This is a genomic window from Parvularcula lutaonensis, from assembly GCF_014651915.1.
Classification (GTDB): domain Bacteria; phylum Pseudomonadota; class Alphaproteobacteria; order Caulobacterales; family Parvularculaceae; genus Parvularcula; species Parvularcula lutaonensis.
On record NZ_BMXU01000001.1, the window covers coordinates 408276 to 432472 of the forward strand.

Sequence of the window (24197 nt, forward strand, 5' to 3'; positions counted from 1 at the left end):
CCACATAGACCCGTGCACGGGGAGGCAGCCGCGACCTGAAACGCCGGAGTTCTTCGAGCAAATTGCCATCTGTCACGCGTGTGCCTCCGGGGGCGATTCCCTATTCACTATAGGCGCGATGGCGTGCTAGCACAGCGAAATGTCCGGACAAATGAAGCGAGCGTCGATCCTGGAGAGACTTGCCCAGCTTCTCTCCCGTCCGCCGGGACCCGAAGAACGGGCGCGGGCAGCCTGGCACCTTGCGGACTGGCTCGCCTGTGCCGCTGCAGGGCGGGCCGAACCGGTCGGATCCGTGCTGGCGATGAGGCCGCGCTCCGGGGCCTCGGACGATGCCTTTTACTGGGGTGGTCTTGGCAATGTTCTGGAGATGGATGACGTCGATAAACGCGCGCTTCTCCATCCCGGTCCGGTCATATGCGCGGCTGCGTTATCCATGGGGAAGCATAAGCTGATCGGTCAGGCAGAGCTGCTGGATGCAATCGTTCGCGGGTATGACGCAACGATCAGGCTAGGTCGCGCAGTCGGTCCGCAGCACTACCGCTTTTTTCACAACACAGGAACGTGCGGTCCGATCGGAGCAGCCGTCGCGGGGTCAGCGATTCTCGGACATAAGCCGGAGCGCACGGCCCACGCGATGGCACTGGCAATGAGCCAGGCCTCGGGCCTTTGGCAGACGCGTCATGAACCTCGGAGCATGGGCAAGCAGCTGCACACCAGCCATGCAGCGCGGGCCGGTATTGATTCTGCGCTTCTCGCCGAGGACGGTTTCAAGGGTCCAGTGACGATCCTTGAGGGAGAGCAGGGCTTCTTCGCAGCGACGTGTGGCTCGGCTGACCCCAACGCCGTCCTTGATGACAACCCCAGGTGGCGAATCCACGACGTCAGTTTCAAGCCTTGGCCGGCATGTCGACATGCCCATGCGGCCATAGATGCCGCCCTGGCGATCCGGGAAGGGGTTGATCCGTCTACGGTTGAAAGTGTGGTCGTCGAGACCTACCGCGATGCGTTGGTCTTCTGTGATCGACCGGAACCCAAGACGGTCATTGAGGCAAAGTTCTCCTTGCAGCATGCGGTGGCCGTGGCACTTCTGAACGGGGAGCCGACGCTCGACGATTTCTCCGACAAGGCCGTTCAAGACGAAACGCTGGCGAGGCTTCGCGAGAAAATCCTGGTCCGCCAAGATGAGGAGCTGACCGCTACTTATCCGAACCGTTTCGGCGCGCGGGTCATGGTTGATGACCGAGAAGTCTTCATCGCCGATGCGCTTGGCGATCCGGAAAACCCGATCCAAAGAGACCAGCTGCATGCTAAGATCCGTATGCTGCTGGAGACTAGAGGCACCAAATCCGAGGCGCTTAAGCAGCAATGCAGCCGTCTCCTGCGTAATTCTGAGCCTGTCGATCCCGAAAAACTCGCCGTTGCCTTTGAGGAGGCACTGCGATGAGCGATGCTGCGCGTTTGTTCGCCGCCCACGGCCTTGGCGTCCGGTTCGACGACCTTCCGGTCGAAGCGATCGATGCCGCGAAGACTTTTGTTCTCGACACGATCGGCGTGGGGATTGCCGGGAAATCCGCTCCGCTAACGGATAATGTACGAAGCGCAGCGTCGCGCTGGGGAGGCGTCGGCCCCGCCCACCTACTGGGTGGCGGAGCTCCGGTCACTGCCGCCCAGGCCGCTTTTGTCAACGGGTTCCAGATCCACTGCCAGGAGTTCGACTGTGTCCATGAGCCCGCCGTGGTGCATCCTCTCGCGACGATCCTTTCAGCCATGCTTGCGGAGGTGGATCAGGCTGAGCAGGAAGTTTCGGGTAGTCAGTTCACGGTCGCGCTTTGCGTGGCCGTCGACATGGCAGCCAGCCTCGGGGTTGCTGCCAGATCGGCGCTGAAATTCTTTCGGCCAGCCAATGCCGGGATCTTCGGCGCAACGCTCGGGATATCACGCCTTCGCGGCTTCACTGAGCAGCAGACGGTGGATGCCCTCGGCCATGCGTTGGCATTCTGCTCGGGGACGATGCAGGCCCATGTCGAGGGCAAGCCTGTCCTCCCGCTCCAGATCGCTAACGCAGCGCGGGGCTCCATTGCCGCAGCTGACTTGGCCGGTATCGGTATTCCGGGTCCAGAACAATCTATCAACGGGCCCTACGGCTACTTCGCTCTCTTCGAGGATGCCTGCGATCTCAACCCTGTGCTGGAACAGCTTGGCAAGCGTTGGAGGATCGCGGAGGTGAGCCACAAGCCGTTCCCGACGGGCAGGGCGGCTCAAGGCGGCATAGTCCTTGTCCAGAACATAAGGCGGCGTATCGACGACGTGCAGTCTATCAGTTCCATGTCCCTGTCTGCACCTCCGCTGATCAAGCGCCTGGTTGGTCGTCGTGCGACGATCGGAATGCCTGCGAGCTATGCTCGCCTCTGTTTTCCCTACCTTGCAGCGACTGCCATGGTTTCCGGAAGCGTGACGCTGGAAGACTTCACGGACAGCGCGCTGAAGCGCGGCGACGTGCTGGATTTGGCTCAGGGTGTAACGGTCGAGAATGATGGATCATCGGATCCTTCTGCCTTCACACCCCAGACCCTGTTGGTCACGCTCAAGGATGGGACCACGTTGATGGAAACCACGGAGACACTCTATGGTTCGCCCGCTCACCCAATGACGCATGCGGATCACCTAGCGAAGTTCCGTAATTGTCTCGCATTCGGCTTTGGTGAGGAACGGACTGCTCTCGCCGATGCACTGATCGAGGCTGTCGACGACTTGGTGGAGCTCGGAGATATCCGCGAACTGACCCGATTGGCTGCAGGTGGAGGAGCCGATAATGGCAGATGAGCACAGAACTTACTTCAATTCGGTCGATTGGAATGCACTGCAGGAAGACCATCCGATTGGCGAGGGATTCCTGGCTTTCGCAGGCAAGAGCGCTGATGAAATCCGTCAGCACCAGGAGCGCCTGTTTGCCCGATGTGTCGAGAGAGCCTGGAAAGTGCCGTTCTATCAGCGTCTCTGGGGCGAGGCGGGTGTCGAACCAGGCGATATCAAGGGGCTCGACACACTGCCAAAACTGCCGAGCTTCGACAAGGCCGACATCATGGCGTCGATCGAGCGCGCCCCACCGCTCGGTGACTTTGCCGGTTTCGAGAGCTACGGCAGCGCTCGGCCGCCGGTGGTGATGCACACCACGTCGGGCACAACCGGCACCCCGCAGGTCCTTTTGTTCGGTGCAAAGGGTCGGGAGGCACAGAACCTGCTGCTTGGACGACTCTACAGGTTCCAGGGTCTGCGCCCTGACGACGTCGTTCACTCAGTCTACGGCCACGGCATGATCAATGGCGGGCATTATGTACGGGAGGCCGTGATCCACTGGACCAGCGCGCTCTTCCTGTCCGCTGGCACGGGCGTGGAGACCCGATCGGTCCGTCAGGTTGAGCTGATGCGCGACTTTGGTGCGACGGTGATTGTCGGTTTTGCCGACTACATCAAGAAGCTGGCACGGGTCGCAGCCGAGCAACGTATCGATCCTGTCAATGACCTCAATATACGGATGATCTCGGGCCACCTCGGCCGGGAAGACAAACATGCCCTTTCAGAGAGCTGGGGCGGCGCGGAATGCTTTGATTGGTATGGAGTTGGCGACACGGGCTGTATCGCGGGCGAGGGCCCTGATCGAGACGGCCTCTATGTCATGGAAGATGCTCAATTCCTCGAAATATGTGATATTGAATCTGGCCAGCCAGTCCGTGATGGAAGTGATGGGGACATGGTCTGCACCTGTCTTTACAAGGACGATATCTACCCGATCATTCGCTTCAATACCCATGACGTGAGCAGGGTGAAAACCGGGCGGTCTGCTCTCGGCCTGAACTTCAAGAGGATCGAGGGTTTCTTGGGCCGTTCCGACAACATGGTGAAAATTCGTGGTCTGAATATATTCCCGCAGGCCGTCGGTCCATTGCTCGAAGATATTGATGCGTTTACGGGAGAATTCATCTGTCGCGCTGTTCGACATCCCGATGGGCGTGATGAGTTCATCGTCTGTGCGGAGGTCAGCGGCGATCGGAACGACACTCTTCGAAGCGCCTTCAAGTCTCTCCTCAAGCAGAAGCTCGGTCTCGATTGCGGTGTCGAGCTCTTCGAGCCTGGAGCGCTGGCAGACCTGACGCAGACGGAGAAACGGCAGAAACCGATCCGCTTGATTGATGAGCGTTTCGCATGAATCCAGTGGAACGGTTCGAGCGCTACCAAAAGAGGATCGCCACGCTTGATGGCGACCTGCACGCCTTTCTTCATCTGCGTCTGGACGACGCAAAAAGGGAGGCCGAAGCCAGCGAAGCCCGTTTGCGGAAGCAAGAGGCGCTTTCGCCGATCGACGGATGGTGTGTAGCAATAAAGGCGAATATCGCGGTCGCCGGAATGCCGTGGCACGCCGGGATTGCTGCCTATAAGGATCGTCTCGCTGAACAAGATGCCGAATGCGTTCGTCGCCTCAAGAGCGCTGGCGCGGTGATCCTCGGCATCGTGAATATGGACGAAGGCGCCCTTGGCGCAACGTGCGGCAACGAGGCGTTTGGCCGCACACACAATCCCTGGCGCCACGGGAACACGCCAGGGGGTTCCTCTGGAGGATCAGCGGCTGCCGTAGCGGCTGATCTTTGCGATATAGCTCTCGGCTCGGACACGATGGGATCAGTTCGCATACCCTCGGCCTATTGCGGCGTTCAGGGTTTCAAGCCGAGCCGCGGACTTGTCAGTCTCGACGGAGTGCTGGCCCTGTCGCCGACCCTTGACCATATCGGGCCCCATGCACGAACTGTCAGTAAACTGCGTCAGTCTCTCGCGGCCATGACTGGAAGGGCCTTCAACCGTCAGAAGGATGATGCATCCGGAATCAAGATCGGCGTCTGGCTGCCGCTGGACGATGTTGCGATGCAGCCGGACATCCTGGAGAGGTTCAACGAAGTGATCGAGATCCTCGCGGCGCGGGGCTTGTCCTGTCGAAACGTCCAGGTCCCGGCCTATCGCTTCGGATATTCGCGCCGCGCCGGACTGCTTGTTTCGGAATTCGAGGCCGCGGCGATCCACAAAGACCGCCTTGAGGCTGATCCAGGGGGTTTTTCCCAAACATTCCGCAAAATGATGGAATGGAGCCTTGCCCAACCGGCGGAGAAACGGGAGGTGGCCTACCGTCATCTCGAAGAGATTTCAGAAAGCGCTCCTACAGCGTTCAGCGATGTCGATTTCATCCTTGCACCGACTGCACCACAATCGTCGTTCGCTTTCGAAGAAGAGGTCCCCGCAAATCAGGCAGACCTGACTGCTTGGGCAAACTTCGCCGGGTTGCCAGCATGTGCGATCTGGAGCGGTTTTTCGCCCAGTGGCCTTCCTCTTTCCCTACAGGTCATTGGACCACCAAACAGCGATGGTGCCGTTCTCGACATGGCTGAAGCGATCGAGGATTTTCTCGGGCAGCCGCCTGTACCGCCTCGTTTTCGCTAGCGATAGGGAAAGTCGGGCTTCCGCTTGGCAAGAAAGGCGCGGTAGCCTTCCTGGAAGTCCTCACCGGAGAAACCGTCGAGAAACAGGTTGATCGCTTCTGCGGTGTGATCGTCCCAGCCGCTCTCCAGCCCACGGATCATTCGTTTGGTGGCGCGGATCGACCATTGGGATAGAGCTGCCATCTCTCCCGCAAGACTTTGCGCCACCTGGAGTGCCATGCCCGCAGCGACCAAGCGATCGACAAGGCGCATGTCCTTGGCTTCTCGGTCCGTAATGATTCGTCCGGTGAACAAGAGTTCCTTGGCCGCCGACACGCCGACCGTTCGGATCAGGCGGCGCGTATCCGCGGGGTTGTAGAGGATTCCGAGCTTGCCGGGCGTCACCCCGAATTTGGAGCCCGCGCCGGCGATCCTGAGATCCGCTGCGCAGGCGAGGCTGACCCCGCCACCCACGCAGACGCCTTCGATCGCGGCGATGACTGGCTTGGGACAGTCCTCCACTGCCTGGACTCCCCCAGCGATGATGTCAGATGTCCGGGCGGCCTGATCCTTGGTTTTGTAGTTCTCTTCGAACTCCGAGATGTCAGCACCCGCAGCAAATGTATTTGCCTCGCCTCCGTGCAGGATGACCGACAGGACAGCCTCGTCGTGCGCGGCTTTGTCGATAAGCTCGGGGATCGCCTGCCACATGGCAAGCGACAGGGCGTTTTTCTTCTCCGGTCGGTTCAGCGTTATATGGGCACTCGGCCCGATCAGCTCGTAGCGGATGTGCCCGGTCATTGATCCTCTGAGAATGCAGATAGCGGCAAAGGTTCGCCATGTTGCGCGATCAAGGCCTTGCGCCGCAAGAACCTCTGGAAGCCTGCCGGACCCATCCGCGATCCGCCGAGACCTGACAGCTTGAAGCTGTGCTTCTCTGCTTCATGGAACAGTGAAGTGAGGGCCGCATCGTTGAGGCTGACCGCTCCGGCGTTGATGCGACGTGCGATGCGTTCCGCCTCTTCAAGGGTGCCCGCAATGACGGCGGCTGACAAACCGTACTCGCTGTCGTTGGCCAGGTTCACCGCGTCGTCTTCGTCCTTGTATCCCATGACCGGGATGACGGGTCCGAACGTTTCTTCTCGCATGACTTTCATATCGTGGTTGACGTCGACCAGAACCGTTGGGCGCAGCCATAGGCCGCCATCCAGCGTCTCTATCGTCCCGCCCGTCAGGACCTTCGCCCCTCGGCGTCTCGCGTCTTCGATCTGTAGACGGATAATATCTGCTTGTTTCTCGAAGATGATAGGACCGATTTCGCCTGAGGCAATGTCAGGATGATTGAGCCTTACGGCCTCGGCTTTCTGGACCAGTAGGTCGACGAATTCACCTAGTACGGATTGATGGACATAGACGCGCTCGATGGATTGACAGGCCTGTCCGCTGGACAGAGTGGCGCCGCGAAGAGCTGCTGTCGCTGCCCTCTCGAGGTCGGCGGTTCCGGTGACGATGAGGGGATCCTTTCCACCGAGCTCGAGAAATGCAGGGATGAGACGCTCCGCTGCAGCACGCGCGACCTTCTTTCCCGTTGCAACTGACCCCGTGAAGCAGACGGCATCGACTTGCGCGATCAGAGCCGCGCCCGTCTGGCCTCCGCCCTGCACGAAACCCAGCACGTGATCGAGGCCGGCCTGCCGGATCGCATCGCTCAGGGGGCGGACGAAGCGGGGTGTAACTTCGGAAGGTTTCACAATGACCGTGGACCCGGCGAGAAGCGCCGGGACAGTGTCAATCATGCTGAGCGTGAGGGGGAAGTTCCAGGGGGAGATAACACCGACCCTCCCATAAGGAACAAATTGCGGACGATGTCTAATGCTCGGATTTTGTCGGCCTTCCTGCCATCCGTCGGGCAGAAGGTGCGGAATCTGCTTCACCCAACCTTCGATCGAGGCGGCAAGACCACTGACCTCGAGGCGGGCAATCCGCCTGCGACCGGTATCCTGCTCCAGGGCTTCCGCAATTTCATCCGCATGCGCTATCAGGGTCTCCGCGAGGCTGAGCAGTCTTTCGCCGCGATCGTCAAGGGAGAGTGCTTGCCAGGCTTCTGACGCAGCGGATTGGCGTTCCGCCAAGGCCTTGATGTCTTCCCTTGAAGCCGGGATGAGATGTTCATCGATCCTTCCGGTGCGGGGATTTCTGACAGGTATCGGCTGTTGCTTGCGCGCAAGGCCAAGGGCGCCGGGGTTGACGAGCCCGTTCTCATCGACGGCACCCTTGATCCTTTCGAGAAGGGCGCTCACCTCGGGCCGGAGCTGATCCTTGTACCGATAGGTTCGCCCGATCTGGAAGTGGGCCGCGCTATATTTTTCGAAGATGTCAAGACAGGTTTGGCGAGCCCTCTCGACGACTGCCGTAGCGCTCGGATTTTCCGGGAATGTCTGGAGCTTGTCCAGGAAGCTCCGCTCGACCGACGTTTCGTGGATGGCGAAGCGCTTTTCCGGCCAGAGAAACACCGGCTCGATGAGATAACCGTTGTTGGAGAGAGTGGTGATGAGAAATCCAGTTGTGATCTGGTGCGCCTGAAAATCGCTCTCCATACGGTCAAAAGCATCCGCGATCTCCCGCCACGCCTTAGGTCCATCAGCCATGGAGACGATGCCGTGGATGGGGACCCAGCGTTCGCCGCGAGGCCCGAGCATATTGTTGAGGGGGGTGAACGGATTGGCGCGAATGACCTTCGGAATGGTGTTGGCCACTTCTTTGCCGCCTAGCTGGGAACAGATCCTCCGTAGGCGGTCAAGATCCATTCGCACACCTGCATCGGAACGGCCTTCGACAACGAGGTGAAGCGACCATGTGCCGTTGCCCAGGAACTTTCGCCCTGCCGTGGCCATTTTCGCGCCTTCGCGAAGGCCCTTCAACAGGTTGCCTTGGCCCAGAACCACCTTGCCTAGGGTTTTGGCATCAGAGGCGAGGGAAGCGCGCTGCAAACGGACTTCGGTCAGGTTCGGGTCGAAACCGAAAAGCTCCGAGGCGAGACCTTCCTTGCCGACTTCACGCATGGCTTCCGCGCATGCATCCCGAGTGGCGAACTCAAAACTCGCATAGTCCTCTGCTTCTGGTTTCCGGATCAGGCGAAAGGTGGCCTCAGCCTTGTGTCCGAGGGCTCCTGCGTCGCCAAGGAACAGGCCGGTCAGGTCCGGGCCATAGTGGCGAAAGAAAGGTTTTCCATCCTGTATCGCTGCTGTCCCCGTGCGGATGAGTGTTCCGTCGGCGAGGACGACGGTCACCGATACGACACTCTCCGAGGTCGGGCCGTAGGTGCCGGCACCGAAGAACGCGTTGTTCTGGGAGAGTCCGCCGCCAATGGTCGAGGAGATGCCCGAGAGCGGCCCCCAAAACGGAGTGCGAAGCCCGCGGGCGCTGAGAGCGCCATGAAGGCTTTTCCAAGTGCAGCCGGCCTCGACGGTCACGGTCATGTCGCCTTCATTGATCTCGACGATGCGGCTCAGGCGACGGAAATCGATCAGGCCGATACCTTCGCGGTCGGGCGTGTAGCCGTTTGTGTACGACATGCCGCCACCACGTGGGTTGAGGGGCACGCCAGCCTGATGGGCTTCGCGGACAACTTCGCAAAGTTCGCTGATCGTGGCCGGTGCCGCGACGAACGCCGGGGGCTGCCCCTTCTTCCAAATGTCCTGTCCCATCAGCGCCAGGGTTCCTGGGTCGCGTGTCAGGCCGTCTCCCCCGAGCCGCTGGGCGAGGTTTTCAGTCAGCCTCGCAATGGTTTCACTTTGGTTGCTCATGTTTGAGCCTTTCTAGAGCGATGTCGGCGTCCAGAGGCCGAAGAACGCAGCTCCGATGAGCAGGAGCCAGATGCCCGTCACGAGAGGCCGTGCCTTTTTGAGGGTTGCTCTGATTTCGGCCTCCCCATGTGCGGATGTCGCGGGGTTCGAAAGTTTCATCATGGCCGACGGAAGAGGCTTCAGAACCGATCTGATCGCCAGGCCGAGAAGCACGCAAGCCGCGAGAGCAAGGAGCTTCACGGAGAGAAAGAGTGGCAGGCTGACGATCTGCGCGAGACCGGCGATGGCCCAGCACGCGGCCCCGATGGTCAGTGCCCACCGAAGCGCCATGTCGACGGGCCGCATCCAGCCTGGCTGCTCGCCATGCTTGAGGTGGATCTGCCATGCGACGACGAGCCAGAACCCCGCAACCAGCGCTGCGGCGATGACGGAGGTCCATCCGAGGTCGACCCAGCCTTTTGCCTGCGCGAGGGCAAGACCCGACGGGAACGCCAGGATAAGCGCCGAGCGCGGCGCCATGTCGATATCGCCGACGATCTTGGCCGCCAGCATCCTTCGGTCAGCGGAAACCCCTTCCGCAGAGAGAAAACGGCTGGAATAAAAAGCGCCGAGGTCGCCGCCCAGCCAGTAGACGAACACCAGGATGTGGATCAGCGCGAGCAGGGCTGGAACAAGCACGATAATGGCCTCCCAGGAAAAGATATATCATTTCCCGGTGTCATGGCCATAGGCGACTTATTGTTTCGCTACCCAGTCCGAATTGCCCGTACCCTCGCGATTCAGGCGCATCCGGTATTCAAAACGATCGGCACGGTACTGGGCCGTGATGTCCTGGACCGGTCGACCTGCGGCATCCCGCATGATGCGGTGGATCTTGAGGAGCGGCGAGCCCTTGCTGACACCCAGGTTGACGGCAACCGCTGCTTCGGCGGGCACGGCGGAGATCGTCTGTTCCGCCTCCACCGGGGCGTGGCCCGCGCGTTCGAGGAGGGAGATGAGCGAAGCCGATGCCAGCTCTTCTTCGTCGTAGGTTTCGGCGATGTCTTCGGGAACGTGGGTGACAAGGTAGGAGAGGGGCTCGCCCTCAAGGCGGCGGACCCGCACGATTCGCTGCACGATCGCGCCCTGCGGAAGGTCCAGGGCTTCGCACACTGCCGCGCTGGCCGTCGTGGGTGTGCAATCGAGAAGCTGGACCTCTGTATCGAGGCCCATGCGCGTGAGGCCGTCGATCATGGTGTCGAAGCTGCCGCGGATCATCGGCGCGCTGGCATCGTAAGTGACCACGGTGCCGATGCCGCGCTGACGCCTGACGAGACCAGCGGTGGCCAGCTCGTTCATCGCGCGCTTGACGGTGATCCGCGAAACACCCAGCTGCTGGGTGAGTTCGGCCTCGGCAGGAAGGCGGTCATTCACGCCCAAGGTGCCATCGGCGATCTTCTCGCGAAGCAGGTCATAGACCTGCTGATAGAGCGGTGTCGCGCGGCCTTCGTCGAGCATGGCCGGTGTGAGCTTGAGCGGCTGGGTCATCGGTCGAGGCTCCCCGAAAGATCGAGTCTTCTCGGAACCATCCGCCTATGATGTCAAGCGCTTGTCATGTGGGTCCACCTGCAGCCCTGTGCGCAATGGACTGAACATCCTTCCAGATTTTGCCACCGATGAACTGGCCAATCGAGTTGGAAAACTCATGATATTCGATCGAGCGATAGAGCCCGCTGGTGATATAAGGGTCGCCGTTCATCAGCTCCTTCGCATCGTCGAGATCATCCGCAAGGACGAGGAAGACCGAGCCGCAGAGCGCTTCCTGTCCCGGCTCGCGGATTGGGCCGGCCGTCACGTAGCGCTGCCAATGACGCTCCACATGCTCAAGATGCCCCGCAAGGTTCTCCGTCCGCAGACGAGCGCTGTCGTCTCCATCGCGGCATGTGACGAGGAAGCACTTCTGCTTGAGACGTTCGACATAGGGAGGTTCTGTGGCGGGCATGTTTACCTCTTCAGGATTCCGTCTTGGGTCAAACGGTCGATGACGGCCTGTTGCTGGGCAATGGCCTCGGTCTTCTCGACCATCTTCCCATCAGCGGAGCGGTTGGGCGGGGCGTGTTCCGCGGCCGCGTAGCCCTGCGCAAAGGCTGTGGTCGGCAGGCGCGAGAGGGTGTTCGTCATTCCAGTGTTGGCGCGCGCCGAGCGCAGGCCTTCGATGTCGAGGACTGCATTGGCGTTGATCGTCTCGCCCTGGCTCGCTTCAGCGAGAGTCCGTCCGTACCAGTCCAGAACTGTCGACATGCCATCGGTGGAGGCTGCGGGAACGGGGGTTCCTTCTATCCGCGCCGAGTTGGCAGAAACCACATAGGCGATATTCTCGATTGCGCGGGCCTTCTTGCAGATATGCTTCGGTGTCAGCGTCGGAGCGGCGACCTCAGAGGTCGGATGAAGCAGGATTTCTGCGCCTTTGAAGGCATGCAGTCTGGCAATTTCCGGATAAAGAATCTCCTCGCTGGCGATCGTGCCGAGGGTGCCGATCTCCGTTTCCGCCACCGGGAAGATCGCGTCGGGGCCATAAGCGTCAATATAGGCGTCCCACACATCGTAGGGGCTCGGCGTATAGAGCGAGATCATCCGCCGGTAACGCAGGAGCACATCACCTGATGGTCCGTAGACGACGTTGGCCTGAAAATACAGCTCGGGGAAGTTGGGGTCGTTCTCATAATGGTTCGAGCACAGATAGATGCCGAAAGCCTGTGCGATGCCTGCGAGCTTCTCCGAGAAAGCACCGTCCACGTCGATCGCAGCCTTGTCCTGCCATTGTTCCCGCGTCTCGCGTAGGGGGAAGCCTGTCATCCAGTATTCAGGCAGGACGACGAGCTTGAGGTCGTATCCATTGAACCCCTTGAGAAACCCCTTGGCACTGGCGATCTGGCCGCGGACACGGTCGATAGCGCGATGCATCCTTCGATGTGCCTCTTCTGCGGATGCGTCCTGGTTGACTGCGTCGCAGACGGTCTGGAGAGCGAGAGCCGTGTAGCGCATGGGCGTCTTTCCTCGTGCCAGAACGGGGAGGGCTGCTACCGTGGCCCCGATCAGGAGTTGGCGTCTGTTCACGGAGTTTCACCGAAAAGGTCGACCGCCTTGGCCGCCGTGCAGACCCTGATCTCATCCATGGCCGCGAGGCCTGCCAGGATTCGGCGGAGAGCCTCGATGCGGAAAGGCTGGCCCGCGATGAAAGGCGTCAGGGTGAAGGCAAAAGCACCCGCCCCCTCGTCCTCGTAACGGCCGACATGATCATCCGCAGTGGACAGGATCTGGGTCACCCACTCATCCTCGCTCTGGTTGCGTGTGGCGAGCAGGGTGAAATCCGAGAGTTCATTGTAATGAGGGACCGCAGTGATGCTGCCGTGCGCGGTCTTCATGGCAAGGGGGCGCATGTCGGCTTCCCAGTCGAGACATACCTTGAAACCCGCTTCGGCGAGCAGGGGCAGGGTGTTGAAGCTCTCGTTACGCGCCGGGCTCAGCCAGGTCGTCGCTTGGGGAAGCGCGCTCCTCACGCGCTCAATCAGTTGGCGCTCTTCGTTTTCGGTGAGACCTGCATGGTGGATGTGAGCGGTAGATACCCCGGCTGCCGCGATCTCGTGCTTGCCGTCCTTGATTGCGTCGAGCAGGGGAGGGTAGCGCTCCGCGGTCGCGGCGTCGACGCAGAAGGTCGCCTTGCAACCGGCGTGGTCAAGCTCCCGGAGTATGCGGAACACTCCGACGCGGTTGCCGTAGTCCCTGCTCGTATAGTGACGAAGGTCCGGATAAGGTGTTTTCATCCCGGCCGGGTGCCTGAATGGCTCGGACGGCGGGTCGAGCGGGAAGAATTCGCAAGGGACGACGATTGTCGCTGTAGCCTTGAGCCGCTTCTTGAGCTTGGCTTTCTTGCGCAACGGGACGGGTTCCCAGCCGTAGAACGGCTGGTCAAATCCCCGCTTTCGGTGAGGATACTGAAGGTATTCGTCAGGCAGGGGCAAAACCGGTCCCTCCCGTTGCAATGCCGCGCTTTTCGATGTCCGCGAGGGTCTGGTCCCAGAAGTTATCGCGAAAGTGCTCGGCGATTTCGCTGCCGGTTGCGAACCAGACATCGTCATTGTGCGAAGTGATGTGCTTCAGCACACGCTTGAATGCCCGCAGGCGATGCGGCTGGCTGACAAGATAGGCGTGGAGCGGGATGCACATCACCGTGCCCGATTGGGAGCCCTCTTCGAGAAGCTGGTCGAAATGGCGGATCAGGACATCCGCATAACGTTCGGCTGACCATCCCTGCACGGAGTAGCCGATCACGTCATTGACCTCGAGAGAGTAAGGCAGTGAAACAAGCCTGCCCGCTTTGGTCTTCAGGGGTTGGGGCTGGTCGTCCTGGAACAGGTCGCAGGTGTACCAGAAGTCGTACTCCGCGATGAGGTCGAGGGTCTTCTCCGTATGCGTCAGAGCGGGCGCGAGATAGCCTCGGATTCGCTGGCCGGTAGCGTTCTCCACACTCTTGATCGAGTCTTCGAGGACGGCGCGCTCCTGCGCTTCATCCATGCCGTAGCTGAAACGGGTGTTGTAGATGCCGTGGGAAAAGAACTCCCAGTTGCGCTCGACGCAGGCTTCGATAATCTCGGGATGATGGTCGATGAGGCCAATCGAAAGCGAAATCGATCCGCGCAAGCCGTATTTGTCGAACAGCTCCATCATCCGCCAGTGGCCGACGGTGTTGCCCCAAGTCCGCTGGGAGTAGCCGACGACATCCGGATTGCCGCGAGGCCAAGGCTTGCGTTGCGGGTTCGGAGGCGGATTCCACTCGTAATACTCGATATTCGGGGCGATCCAGAAGGCGAGCTTCTTTCCGCCCGGCCACTTGATCCGTGGACGTCCTTCATAGGGCCAGTAATCGTAGAGATTTGGGTCGGAGTGCATCAGCCGGGATACTCCTCGATCGCAGCGTAGACCTCCTGGACTGTCACCACATCAGCGTATTTCAGGTGCAGATCGGTGAGGTTCGCGTAGTGATAGCTTTCATGCTTGTCGGCCACGCATTCGATGGGAACGATGGTCCTGTACCCGCGTGACAGGCTGTCCACCGCGGTGGCCCGGACGCAGCCCGAGGTGGAACCTCCGGTCACGACCACGGTGTCGACCTTGTGCCACACGAGGAAGCTTTGCAGGGGCGTCTCGAAAAACGCGCTCGGCATTCGCTTGGTATAGACCGCATCGACGTCTTGGTGGATCGAGAGCCGGTCATCGAAGGCGTGCCGCTCCGAGCCATACTTGATGTTCTGAAGACTGTCTGGTGTGTCTGTCCTCGTGCCCCAGACGCCAGCGTCGGCCCCGTTCTCCATATAAGCGACATGGGTCCAGACGACCGGCAGGCCCTTGGCCCGTGCGGCCTTCGAGATCCCGTCGATGTGCTCCATCTGCCGCGGATCGGTGATGTAGCCGGTTTTCGGAAAGAGATCGGGCCTGGTGTAGGCTTTTTGAGGATCGACATTCACGATCGCCATTTTCTCGCCGAAGCCAAAAGCCGCCCTGGCCGGGTTTGCCCAGACCTCCTCGAAGATTTCGCGGGCAGTCTTGTCCGAGCGGATCATGGTCGGCTCGGTCAGACGGTCTGTCATGCTGTCGGTTCCCGTTCCAAATGTCCGGACAATGATATACCCTTTCCCGGAAAAATCATCCCCGAGTGAAAGGGAAACCTGCATGAAGTTTGGTTTGATCGCCGTCTTGCTGTCGCTCATCACACCCGCGCCAGCTGCTGCCGAGGAACAGGCCCCTGCTTACCTGATCGTACTCGGCGAGGTGCGAGACCGCGAAGCCTTCATGGAAGGCTACGCTTCGAAGCTCGCCCCGCTTTATGAAAAATACGGCGGAGAGTACCTCGCGATCGGGCAGGGAGTTGAGGTGCTCGAAGGCGACTTTGTGCCAGAGAGTTTTGTCCTTGCTCGATGGAGGTCGATGGACGCTGCGCGGGCGTTCTGGAACAGCCCGGAATACGATGCCCTCCGGCGCGCCAGGATTGAGAATGACTGGGGCCGTTTTGACGTCCTCCTTGTGCCGGGGTTGCCGCTCCGGAGTGAAAGATAGCGTGTTGCGGCGCAATATGAGGCAATCCGGCCACAGAGTCCGGTCAAAGTAAATTTTCCTCGTTTCCAGGTCGACAGAAAAGATATATCTTTTCCACGGCAACAGGGAGACTCGTGTCATGAGACGGCTTAGAGCTACGCTGGCAGGTGCCGGCGCAATCAGTGCAATCGTGACCGCGTGGGGTGCAACGGCTAGCGCGCAAGGGCCGGAAGCCGATATCGAAGACGACGACGTCATCCTCGTCACAGCCCAGAGGCGGGTTCAAGACATTCAGGATGTCCCGGCCGCGGTGACGAACCTCTCCCAAGACGAGCTTGAGGCGAACCAGGTCGCTGACGTTACAGATCTCCAATACCTGATCCCGAATATTTCGATAGCAGCCGGCACCGGCACGGCAAACTCCGCTAGGATCTTCCTCCGCGGTGTCGGTGAGGACGAGAGCCGCGGCGCGGTCGACCCCGCCGTCGGGATCTACATCGACGGCATCTATATCGGACGTCAGGTCGGCTCGCTCTTCGACCTCGTGGATGTCGAGCGGATCGAGGTGCTGCGTGGTCCGCAGGGCACGCTCTACGGCCGGAACACCAATGGCGGTGCAATCAAGCTCGTCAGCGTCCGTCCCCAAATGGAGAACGGCGGGGAAGTCCGGACGCTGATCGGTAACGAGGGCAGGGTCGACCTGCGGGCGACCGCGAACCTTGCCCTTGGCGACAACACCGCGTTCCGCGTGACCGGCTTCAGCCGAGACCGTGATGGGTTCTGGGACTTCAATCCGAACGGAGCCGCCGCGCAGTTCGGCGGCGAATTCGGTGAGCTGAAGACCCGCGCGGTGAGAGCCAGCCTGCTGCACAACTTCACCGAGGACTGGCGACTGCTTCTGTCTGCTGACTATACCAACGACCTCAGCGATCCGATCCCGGACTCGGCAGCGCCGCCTAATGATGCCGATGGGGACGTTTTCACGATCGAGCCTCTTCCAGGCACCACATGCGCAGCGGGAACCCCGATCACGTTCCAGCCGCTGGGCTGTTTTGGCGGCTACGACAACAACACGGAGTCGCAAGGCTATTCCGCGAACCTTGAAGGTGTCTTCGGCAATTTCGACTTCGTTTCGCTGACGGGTTATCGGGAGATGGAGGACGACCTTGCCACCCGGATCGGGTTCCCGTATTTCCAGCAGACGACGCAGGACCAGTTCAGCCAGGAGTTTACGCTCAGTTCGAACTTTGACGGGCCGTTCAACTTCGTCGGCGGCGTCTACTACTTCACCGAAGATGTCCTGCTCGAAACCACTTTCATCTTCCCCTTCTCGGTGGATACGAGCACCGAGAGCTATGCAATCTTCGCGCAGGGTTTCCTCGATGTCGGCGACAACGGAACACTGACGGTCGGTGGCCGGTACACAGACGAGGAGAAGGAGCTCGATGCCGCGAACCTTGCCTTCAACCTTACCCGGATGGAGGACATCAGCTTTGACGACTTCAGCTACACGCTGAAATACGACCATGACTTCACCGAGGACGTCATGGGGTATGTCAGTTACTCCACGGGTTTCAAGGCTGGTGGTTGGTCGCCTGATTGCTTCGGCGCTGCTGCGTGCTTCCTGCCCGTCGAAGAAGAGACGCTGGACAGCTTCGAGATCGGCGTGAAGACGGACCTCTTGGACGGGATGCTCCGCTTCAACGCGACTTATTTCAACAACGACTACGAGAACTTGCAGATCGGCGCGACGGTGCCGGGCCTCGGTTTCACCCGGTTCAACGTCGACGAAACGTCGATCCAGGGTTTTGAGTTCGAGTGGAACCTCGACTTGAGCGATAGTTTCTCGGTCTTCGGTAACCTCGGTCTTCTCGATGCGGAATATACCTCCGTGACCCAGAGCCAGGCCGGTGGCCTGACCAACTCCGGCGCATCCTGCCCTGGCGGTGTCGTCACTATCGAGTGCGCCCTCGACCTCGAGCTCAAGAACGCTCCCGAGTACAAGGGCCTCGTCGGTGCGCAGTACGAGACGCCGTTTGCCAACGGCATCTTGACCGTGCGGGGTGATGTGTCGTTCGAGGACGACAGCTGGAGCCTCGTGGCAAACGGTCCGCCCCATGCGCTCACTGATCCGGGCGCGTTGCTGAACGGCCGGATTCACTACGAGCCAATGGACGGCAATTGGTTTGTCGCCGTTTGGGGCCAGAACCTCACGAACGAAGAGTATTGGCGCGCAGCGTCGGCAAACAGCTTCACGGTCTACGCGTCCCCGCCGATCACCTATGGGGTCGAACTCGGAGTCGAGTTCTAGGAGGCGCCGTGGCGAGCAACTTCGGCAAACTCTGGAGGTATGCTCTTGCAGCATACCTCCTTTTCTTTGTCTTGCCCGCGCCGGCGATGCAGCGGCCGCCGCCAGTCACCACCGAGCCTTGGCTGATGGCGACGGCCAGCGTCACCGACCTTGATCGCTCGGCCCGGTTTTTCCGGGAAATTGGCGGATACGAGACTGCGTTCCAAGGCCCGCTTGACGAAGCCGAGATCGAAGCGCTCGGGCTGCCTGAGGGCGCAGGTGGCGAAGTCCTCGTCCTGCGTGCTCCGGGTGCCGAGCACGGGCTTGTCAGGCTGATACGCTTCGATCATGCAGGTCAGAAGGTGCCTACGCGTCCTGGTGCCCGCGCCTGGGATACCGGCTGCATTTGGTCGCTCATGGTGCGGATGAAGGATATCGAGGCGATCTATCACGATGCGATCGCGCTCGGTTGGTGGACCGAGACTCCGATCACGTATCTAGAGTTCGGCCCTTCCAAGCTGAACGTCGTCGTCTTCAAAGGTCCCGATGGACTTCAGGTGCAGGGCTATGAGCGCCTGACCACGCCGCTCCCTGACGGTTTCCCCGCGTTCGAGCGGATGAGCCAGCCGTTCAACGTCATGCAGATGACCCGTGACAGGGAGGCAGCCCGTGCCTTGATGGAGGATATCCTTGGCTTCGCCAGATTCTGGTATGGAGATCCTTATACGGACAAGGAACCAACGGTCATGCCGCTCGGAATTCCGAGAAACTTGACCACGACGATTCCCTATCTGGCGGGTATTTTCTACCCTGAGCCGATGGAATTCGGGCGCATGGAATACATTGAAATTCAGGGACTCGACGGGGCCGACTACGCCGAACGCTGCGATGCCCCCAATCTCGGCTGGCTCTCGGTGACCTACCCCGTGGAAAGCGCCCGTCGGGCCAAAGCCGAGATCGAGACGCGTGGCGGCAAGGTCGAGGGTGGGGCGTTCACCGCGTTTCGCCCTCCCTTCGGTGTTCAGGAGGTGATCCGCGTCCGCGCACCGGACGGCGCCGTGATCGAATTCGCCAGTCTCGCCGAGTAAGCATCGAGGCGCGGAAAAGCCTTGGCAACCGCCTTGTCTTGGCGCCATGGTTCGCCGTGGTCGCGGGGAGGGCGGCCAGACGCTCTCGTGTGCGCCGCTCAGGTGGTGCCGCAATTCCTTGTTCGCTCTCCCGAAACCGGCCACACAGAAGACCTGCGGGCGCCTCAGAGCGTCCGTTTCTCAATGGATAAGCAGCCTTCGAGAGCTGCGAGCTAGGGCAGGAGGGTGAGCGTGAGCGCTACACTTGCACAATCGGAAGGGGCTCTCGCGGAGCCGAAACTCGGGGCGATCATCGGTGTCGCCCTCGTTGCCACGCTGGGTGGCTTCCTCTTCGGGTTTGACTCAGGGGTCATCAACGGGACGGTCGATGGCCTCCAGCAAGCCTTTGATTCGAATTCGGTCGGTACGGGGTTCTCGGTCGCATCGATGCTTCTCGGGGCGGCGCTGGGCGCGCTCCTGGCAGGAACGCTGGCGGATGCCTTTGGCCGCCGGACGATGCTCATGGCTGCGGCAATCTTTTTCATCATCTCGGCCTGGGGTTCGGGGATCGCGGGCGGCACGACGGAGTTCGTGATCTACCGCCTGATCGGTGGCTTCGCCGTCGGTGCTGCGTCGGTGATGTCGCCCGCCTATATCGCGGAGATCGCCCCGGCGAAGATGCGCGGCGCCCTGGCCACGATCCAGCAGATCGCCATCGTGGTCGGTCTCTTCTTCGCCTTCCTGTCGAACTACATGCTCGCCAATTCCGCAGGTGGTTCGACCGCGGAATTTGCCCTGGGTTACGAGACCTGGCGCTGGATGTTCTGGGTCGAACTGATCCCGGCCGCGATCTTCCTGATCGCGCTGTTCATCATCCCGGAGAGCCCCCGCTTCCTCGTTGCCAAGGGCAGGGATGCAGCCGCGCAAAGCGTCTTCGACCGCCTGTTCAAGCGGGGCGGCCAGCAGAAGGTCGCGGAGATCAAGGAAAGCCTCGCCGCAGACCACAAGCCGCGCTTCAGCGATATTTTCAAAGACGGGAAGCTGCGCCCGATCGTCTGGGTGGGGATCGGTCTCGCCGTGTTCCAGCAGCTGGTCGGCATCAACGTCATCTTCTATTACGGCGCTGTGCTCTGGCAGTCGGCGGGTTTCACCGAAGAGGACGCCCTTCTGCAGAACGTGCTGACTGGCGCATCGTCGATCGTGGCGGTGCTGATCTGCCTGTCGATGGTCGACAAGATCGGCCGCAAGCCGTTCCTGTTCTGGGGCTCGATCGGCATGGCCGTGACGCTCGGCATCATGGCGTTCGCGTTCTCCACCGGAGAGCTCGGCGAAAATGGCTTGCAGCTGTCGTCCGAGATGGGGATCGTCGCTCTTGGTGCGGGGCTTGCCTATGCGTTCATCTTCAACATGTCCTGGGGCCCGGTCATGTGGGTCATGCTGGGTGAGATGTTCCCGAACCAGTTCCGCGGCAGCGCCCTTGCGGTTGCCGGTCTGATGCAATGGGTGGCGAACTTCCTCGTCACCATGACCTTCCCGATCATGCTGACATCGATCGGGCTGGCGGCAGCCTATGGCATCTACTGCTTCTTCGCAGTGGTCTCGGCGCTCTTCATCGCGAAGGCGGTGAAAGAGACCAAAGGCCTCGAACTCGAGCAGATGGAAGGCTGAGCCTCCTGGGCGCGGGAGAATGGTTTCCTCCCGCGCTGCCCAAGCGCGGCGAGCCTGGATCCCCGAAGGCCGGGCCCGCCCCGGCCCTCAGGCGGTTCGGGCGCGCTCGGCGAAGAGGGCGGAGCGTTCGCGGTAATCCTTGAACGGAGGAGACGAGGGCGCAGCCGGGGAGAAGAGGATCACGCCGCCTGCCGGACACATCTCCTCGGCACTGGTGATGGCGTCCTGCAGGCTCTCCACCTTCTTTGTGAGATTGCGCAGACGCCGCCCGGTCGGGCCGAAGCCGATCGCGCGCACCGTTCCGTGCTCGGCAAGATAGGCTTCGAGGGGCGAAAAATCCTGCTGGCGGTCTCCGCCGCCGAGCAAGACCACGACGGGCCGGGAGGCGAAGCGCTGGAGCGCTGCGATCGCCGACTCCGGGATCGTGGACAGGGCATCATCCACCCAGGTCCGACCGTCGATTGACGGAATGATCTGCTGGCGGGATGGCAGCCCCTTCCATTCGGCTGCGGCAGCACCCGCAGCTTTCGCAACATCCTTCGAGGAAAGGAACGACGTGGCGACAGCTGCGGCTGCGGTCAGGGCGAGGCGCAGCGGCCCTCGGCGGAATCCCTGCATTTCGTCACCTGTATCGATAATCTCGTCACCCACATGAAGAGCATCGCCAGTGTCCCTGACAGCATCCTCGATTGCCCTCACCGACGCGGGGAGCGCGTGGGCGTCGATGACACTGCGCGGCGCGAACCCCTTCGCCGGGTCCGGCCGCGTGAAGGGACGGAGCTTGGCCGCGTGGTAGGGAGCGGCACCGCCATGCCAGTCGAGATGGTCCCTGTAGAGATTGGTGACGAGGTGGATGTGATCCGCCTTCGGAAGATCGTGCATCATGTAGCTCGACACCTCGAGGACCGGATGCACTTCCTCGGGCAGGGCGGCGGAAAGCGGCGGACGACCGATATTGCCATAGGCCGCCGCGCGCAGTCCCGCCTTCCGGAGGATGAGCGCCGTCAGTGCCGAGGTGGAGCTTTTCCCCTTGGTGCCGGTGACGGTGACGGTCCCTGACGGGGCATGGTTTTTCAGCCAGAACCCGGTCGGCGTTGTCGAGAGGAGCGCATGGGATTGTGCATACTGAACAAGAGGGTGATGGGGAGGGATGCCCGGCGACCGCAGGTAGATCCCGCTCCTTATGATGCGCTCTGCTGCGGTTCGGTCCACGCTCTCGCAGCCCGGAATACTCCCGCCATGGTCGTCAAAGACGGCAAGCTCCTGCTGCAGGACGTCTCGGAAATATTCCGCGGCGGCGAGGCCCTCGGTCCCCGTACCATGAAGCAGGTGCTTCATGCTGGTAGCCTCAACGCAGCGTTGAACAGCATTTCGGGAAGGGCGCCGCGTGGATGGGGCTTCATCGATGCTGCGACCTGGGCCTCGAGCGCGGCCTCTGATTTTCCTTCCAGCAACCGCGGCATCAGTGCACGGACAGCCTTTGTCTCGCTCCAGCGCGGATGGCGTGACAGGAGGAAGAGCGCAGCCTGGCATTCGTCGATCGTGCCGACGCAGTCCCACGGTTTCTGCTGGGAAAGGCCGCACAGTTCCTCATAGACTGGCAGCAGGGCGTCTTGGTCGAGCATGATCCGTGAGAAGATCGTCATGGCTTCCTCTTCGCCAATGAATGGCGAGAGGACGAGCGAGGTGAATGCGCATTTCGCACATTCACCGCACCAGCGCTTGTCAGCGTCGCCGGCGATGCGGAAATTGCGGTTACAGCTCGTGAAGCGGGGAAAGGCTTCCTCAATCTCTGCGAAGCGCGAGGCAATCCAGAGCTCCGAGAAGGGTCGCAACACTGAATAGGTCGGCGGGGCCGCCGGCGCAGCCTCGGCCACTGCGGCACGGACAAGCGCTTCGAACTGTGAAGACTTCGAATACTGATGGTTGGCAATGATCCCGCCTGCGTTGAGCGTCGGCTCGTCCGCCGATCGTTCGTTGGCGAAAAGGATCGGCCCTGACCCACGAAGCAGACCAGCAATGGTCAGGACGAGGATGTTGATGGCGGTGATCGGAACATGGCCGCTGAACGCGCATTCGAGCGTCATCAGCTTCGGATCGAGGCTCCGCCAGATCAAGAGAGGGGGCGCGGGAGCGGTCTTGGCGAGGACATCGGCCACGGGCTGGGCCATGACGACGGAAGCGAATTGAGGTGGCATGCCGAGCGCTTCCTCGACAATACGCCCGGCGACGTAGCTGTCCTTGCCTCCGCCGAAAGCGACGAGGGGTGTCCCGGAGGCCGTGACATCGGCGGCGGCCGCTGCGTCTTGGATCGGGCCGCGGAACTCCGTGCCAGCGGGGTAGTCAAGGCCGCTGCGGACGAAGAACTCCGCGAGCCCCTCGGTATAAAGCGCCTCGGCCATGGCGCGCCCGGCAGGCGACAGCGAGGGCAGCTCCACCGTCTTCGCCGCGGCGGCCTTGTAGGTGCTGACGCCCAACGCAACGTGGAGCAGGGCGAGGAGCTCATCGGAAACCGCACCGTCGGCGCCAAACTGAACGCGCTCTTCGAAATCGCCGAAACGGCTGCAGGAGAAGCCAAAACTGGCTTCACCTCGCGCATATGTGCGCGGACCGAAGCGAAAAAGTTCCCCGCGCGTCTTGCTGTCCTGAGCTTTCGTCATCACATCGTGTGGAGGCTGTCTCGCCGTCGCCGTCAAGCTTTCTCCGGGCTTGAGCGGTGCATTGTGGTTGTGCCCAAGCTTGGGGGTTCAACCTTCAAGTCTCGACCGGATCACTGCAAAGATCCGAAAGGTGTTATGTTATACTAGTCTTGCGTGACAAGTTGCTGACACTAGAAAATCTCGAGACCGTTATTCCAAATTAAGCGAACTGTTTGAAAGATTCCTGTAGACACGACTGCCCCTGAGCGGATATGAACCTCCTTGTCTGAAGGGAGGCATGGGCAATGTCTGATTACTGCTCAAATGAGGGAGCCGTCCGTCTGCAGTCGATGATCCGGGATTACTGGAAGAAGCAAGGCTTCGACGTCGACGTGAAACTTGTTCAGGAAGGCTTCGTCTCGACGATGCGTTCCTCGCGCTACGATCTCCGCAGCGACATGGTGAATGGCATGCCGCGCCGGGGTGGCGATCTGCACGCCTGACTAGGCGAGCGGCGAGAGGCGCGCAAAGACGCGCCCAGGCAGCTCACGGAAGCTGTCAAAGGTTTCGGCGACCGCCAGTCTGGGGTCGCCGAAGCCATAACCGAACCCAGCGATGAGTGACGGAATGCCAGCAGCTTCGGCTGCGAGCAGGTCCGTGGCCGTGTCGCCCACCATCACCGCGCGGTCGCTGGCGGTGCTCTCGACAATGTGAAGCAACGGTGCCGGGGACGGTTTCTTCTCCGGCAGGCTGTCGGCGCAGACCACCATCTCGAAGAAATCCCTGATCCCGAGGTCGCGGAGCAGCGGCTCGGCGAGGCGGACGAGCTTGTTCGTACAGACCGCAAGCCGGGCGCCCTCGTCCTGCAGCTCCCTCAGGCTCTCCTCGACCCCCTCGAAGACGAAGGAATGATCGCTGATATTTGCCGCGTAATCATCGATATACGCCGCGACCTCGGCGTCGCCCTTCTCGTCTTCGGGGAACACGAGGCCATGACGCTTGTAGCCCTCCCGCAGCAGCGCGCGGGCGCCTTCCCCGACCAGCGGGCGGACCTCTTCGGGGGGGATCGCCGCAAGGCCCTTGCGGGCGAGCGCCCGGTTGAGGGCGGCGGAGAGGTCGGGGGCACTGTCGACGAGTGTTCCGTCGAGGTCGAAGATGCAGACGGCACCGGAAAGTTTTCCCATAACGCT

At 61.1% G+C, this 24197-nt stretch carries 21 protein-coding genes; 9 read left to right on the top strand and 12 right to left on the bottom strand.

Annotated elements, in window-relative coordinates:
* Window positions 1-151 precede the first annotated feature (151 nt).
* The 4 genes from IE053_RS01855 to IE053_RS01870 are packed head-to-tail and all read left to right on the top strand — an operon-like array spanning window position 152 to window position 5487.
* On the top strand, window positions 152-1444 hold the full coding sequence (locus IE053_RS01855) for an MmgE/PrpD family protein (protein ID WP_268249051.1): 1293 nt from the start codon (window positions 152-154) through the stop codon (window positions 1442-1444).
* The gene (locus tag IE053_RS01860) at window positions 1441-2823 is read left to right on the top strand and encodes an MmgE/PrpD family protein (protein WP_189570904.1); all 1383 of its coding nucleotides are present in this window, start codon (window positions 1441-1443) and stop codon (window positions 2821-2823) included. The genes IE053_RS01855 and IE053_RS01860 overlap by 4 nt, the downstream gene beginning before the upstream one ends.
* Window positions 2813-4207, top strand: a complete 1395-nt coding sequence (locus IE053_RS01865) for a phenylacetate--CoA ligase family protein (protein ID WP_189570906.1) — start codon at window positions 2813-2815, stop codon at window positions 4205-4207. The genes IE053_RS01860 and IE053_RS01865 overlap by 11 nt, the downstream gene beginning before the upstream one ends.
* Window positions 4204-5487: an amidase gene (locus IE053_RS01870; RefSeq protein ID WP_189570908.1), complete on the top strand. Its 1284-nt coding sequence runs from the start codon at window positions 4204-4206 to the stop codon at window positions 5485-5487. The genes IE053_RS01865 and IE053_RS01870 overlap by 4 nt, the downstream gene beginning before the upstream one ends.
* On the opposite strand, the gene IE053_RS01875 is transcribed toward IE053_RS01870, so the two are convergent.
* The 9 genes from IE053_RS01875 to IE053_RS01915 all read right to left on the bottom strand — a co-directional run bounded on the left by IE053_RS01875 (window position 5484) and on the right by IE053_RS01915 (window position 14871).
* Window positions 5484-6266, bottom strand: coding sequence for an enoyl-CoA hydratase/isomerase family protein (locus IE053_RS01875; protein ID WP_189570910.1), 783 nt, complete (start codon window positions 6264-6266; stop codon window positions 5484-5486). The two genes, IE053_RS01870 and IE053_RS01875, sit on opposite strands and share 4 nt — an antisense overlap.
* Window positions 6263-9271, bottom strand: a complete 3009-nt coding sequence (locus tag IE053_RS14395) for an aldehyde dehydrogenase family protein (protein WP_229786020.1) — start codon at window positions 9269-9271, stop codon at window positions 6263-6265. Before IE053_RS14395 ends, IE053_RS01875 begins: the two co-directional genes overlap by 4 nt.
* A gap of 12 nt (window positions 9272-9283) precedes the next feature.
* Window positions 9284-9949 carry a hypothetical protein gene (locus IE053_RS01885; protein ID WP_189570912.1) on the bottom strand — a complete coding sequence of 222 codons (666 nt, stop codon included), beginning with the start codon at window positions 9947-9949 and terminating at the stop codon, window positions 9284-9286.
* 57 nt (window positions 9950-10006) lie between these two features.
* On the bottom strand, window positions 10007-10798 hold the full coding sequence (locus IE053_RS01890; protein ID WP_189570914.1) for a GntR family transcriptional regulator: 792 nt from the start codon (window positions 10796-10798) through the stop codon (window positions 10007-10009).
* A 64-nt stretch (window positions 10799-10862) separates the two neighbouring features.
* Window positions 10863-11252, bottom strand: a complete 390-nt coding sequence (locus IE053_RS01895) for a YciI family protein (RefSeq protein WP_189570916.1) — start codon at window positions 11250-11252, stop codon at window positions 10863-10865.
* 2 nt (window positions 11253-11254) lie between these two features.
* Window positions 11255-12295: a nitrilase-related carbon-nitrogen hydrolase gene (locus IE053_RS01900; protein ID WP_189570918.1), complete on the bottom strand. Its 1041-nt coding sequence runs from the start codon at window positions 12293-12295 to the stop codon at window positions 11255-11257.
* A 68-nt stretch (window positions 12296-12363) separates the two neighbouring features.
* Window positions 12364-13272 carry a polysaccharide deacetylase family protein gene (locus IE053_RS01905; protein WP_189570920.1) on the bottom strand — a complete coding sequence of 303 codons (909 nt, stop codon included), beginning with the start codon at window positions 13270-13272 and terminating at the stop codon, window positions 12364-12366.
* Window positions 13259-14200, bottom strand: coding sequence for a polysaccharide deacetylase family protein (locus IE053_RS01910; protein WP_189570922.1), 942 nt, complete (start codon window positions 14198-14200; stop codon window positions 13259-13261). Before IE053_RS01910 ends, IE053_RS01905 begins: the two co-directional genes overlap by 14 nt.
* Entirely contained in the window at window positions 14200-14871 is a 672-nt protein-coding gene (locus tag IE053_RS01915) for an isochorismatase family protein (RefSeq protein ID WP_189574630.1), read from the bottom strand. Before IE053_RS01915 ends, IE053_RS01910 begins: the two co-directional genes overlap by 1 nt.
* Before the next feature lie 109 nt (window positions 14872-14980).
* On the opposite strand from IE053_RS01915, the gene IE053_RS01920 reads away from it, so the two are divergent.
* From IE053_RS01920 to IE053_RS01935, 4 genes are all read left to right on the top strand, one after another.
* Entirely contained in the window at window positions 14981-15364 is a 384-nt protein-coding gene (locus tag IE053_RS01920; protein ID WP_189570924.1) for a DUF1330 domain-containing protein, read from the top strand.
* 118 nt (window positions 15365-15482) lie between these two features.
* Window positions 15483-17654, top strand: coding sequence for a TonB-dependent receptor (locus tag IE053_RS01925; RefSeq protein WP_189570926.1), 2172 nt, complete (start codon window positions 15483-15485; stop codon window positions 17652-17654).
* An 8-nt stretch (window positions 17655-17662) separates the two neighbouring features.
* Window positions 17663-18721, top strand: coding sequence for a VOC family protein (locus IE053_RS01930; protein ID WP_189570928.1), 1059 nt, complete (start codon window positions 17663-17665; stop codon window positions 18719-18721).
* A gap of 231 nt (window positions 18722-18952) precedes the next feature.
* A complete protein-coding gene (locus IE053_RS01935; RefSeq protein ID WP_229786022.1) occupies window positions 18953-20368 on the top strand; it encodes a sugar porter family MFS transporter in 1416 nt (471 codons plus the stop codon).
* Between the two features lie 87 nt (window positions 20369-20455).
* Here IE053_RS01935 and murD read toward each other — a convergent pair whose 3' ends face one another.
* Window positions 20456-21706, bottom strand: coding sequence for a UDP-N-acetylmuramoyl-L-alanine--D-glutamate ligase (gene murD, locus IE053_RS01940; protein WP_189570930.1), 1251 nt, complete (start codon window positions 21704-21706; stop codon window positions 20456-20458).
* The gene (locus IE053_RS01945; RefSeq protein ID WP_189570932.1) at window positions 21703-23028 is read right to left on the bottom strand and encodes a MurL-like N-terminal domain-containing; all 1326 of its coding nucleotides are present in this window, start codon (window positions 23026-23028) and stop codon (window positions 21703-21705) included. Before IE053_RS01945 ends, murD begins: the two co-directional genes overlap by 4 nt.
* Window positions 23029-23312: 284 nt before the next feature.
* Between IE053_RS01945 and IE053_RS01950 the strand changes: the two genes are divergently transcribed.
* On the top strand, window positions 23313-23510 hold the full coding sequence (locus IE053_RS01950) for a hypothetical protein (RefSeq protein ID WP_189570934.1): 198 nt from the start codon (window positions 23313-23315) through the stop codon (window positions 23508-23510).
* Here the strand turns inward: IE053_RS01950 and IE053_RS01955 are convergent, their stop codons facing one another.
* Window positions 23511-24191, bottom strand: coding sequence for an HAD-IA family hydrolase (locus tag IE053_RS01955; protein ID WP_189570936.1), 681 nt, complete (start codon window positions 24189-24191; stop codon window positions 23511-23513).
* Between the last annotated feature and the right edge of the window lie 6 nt (window positions 24192-24197).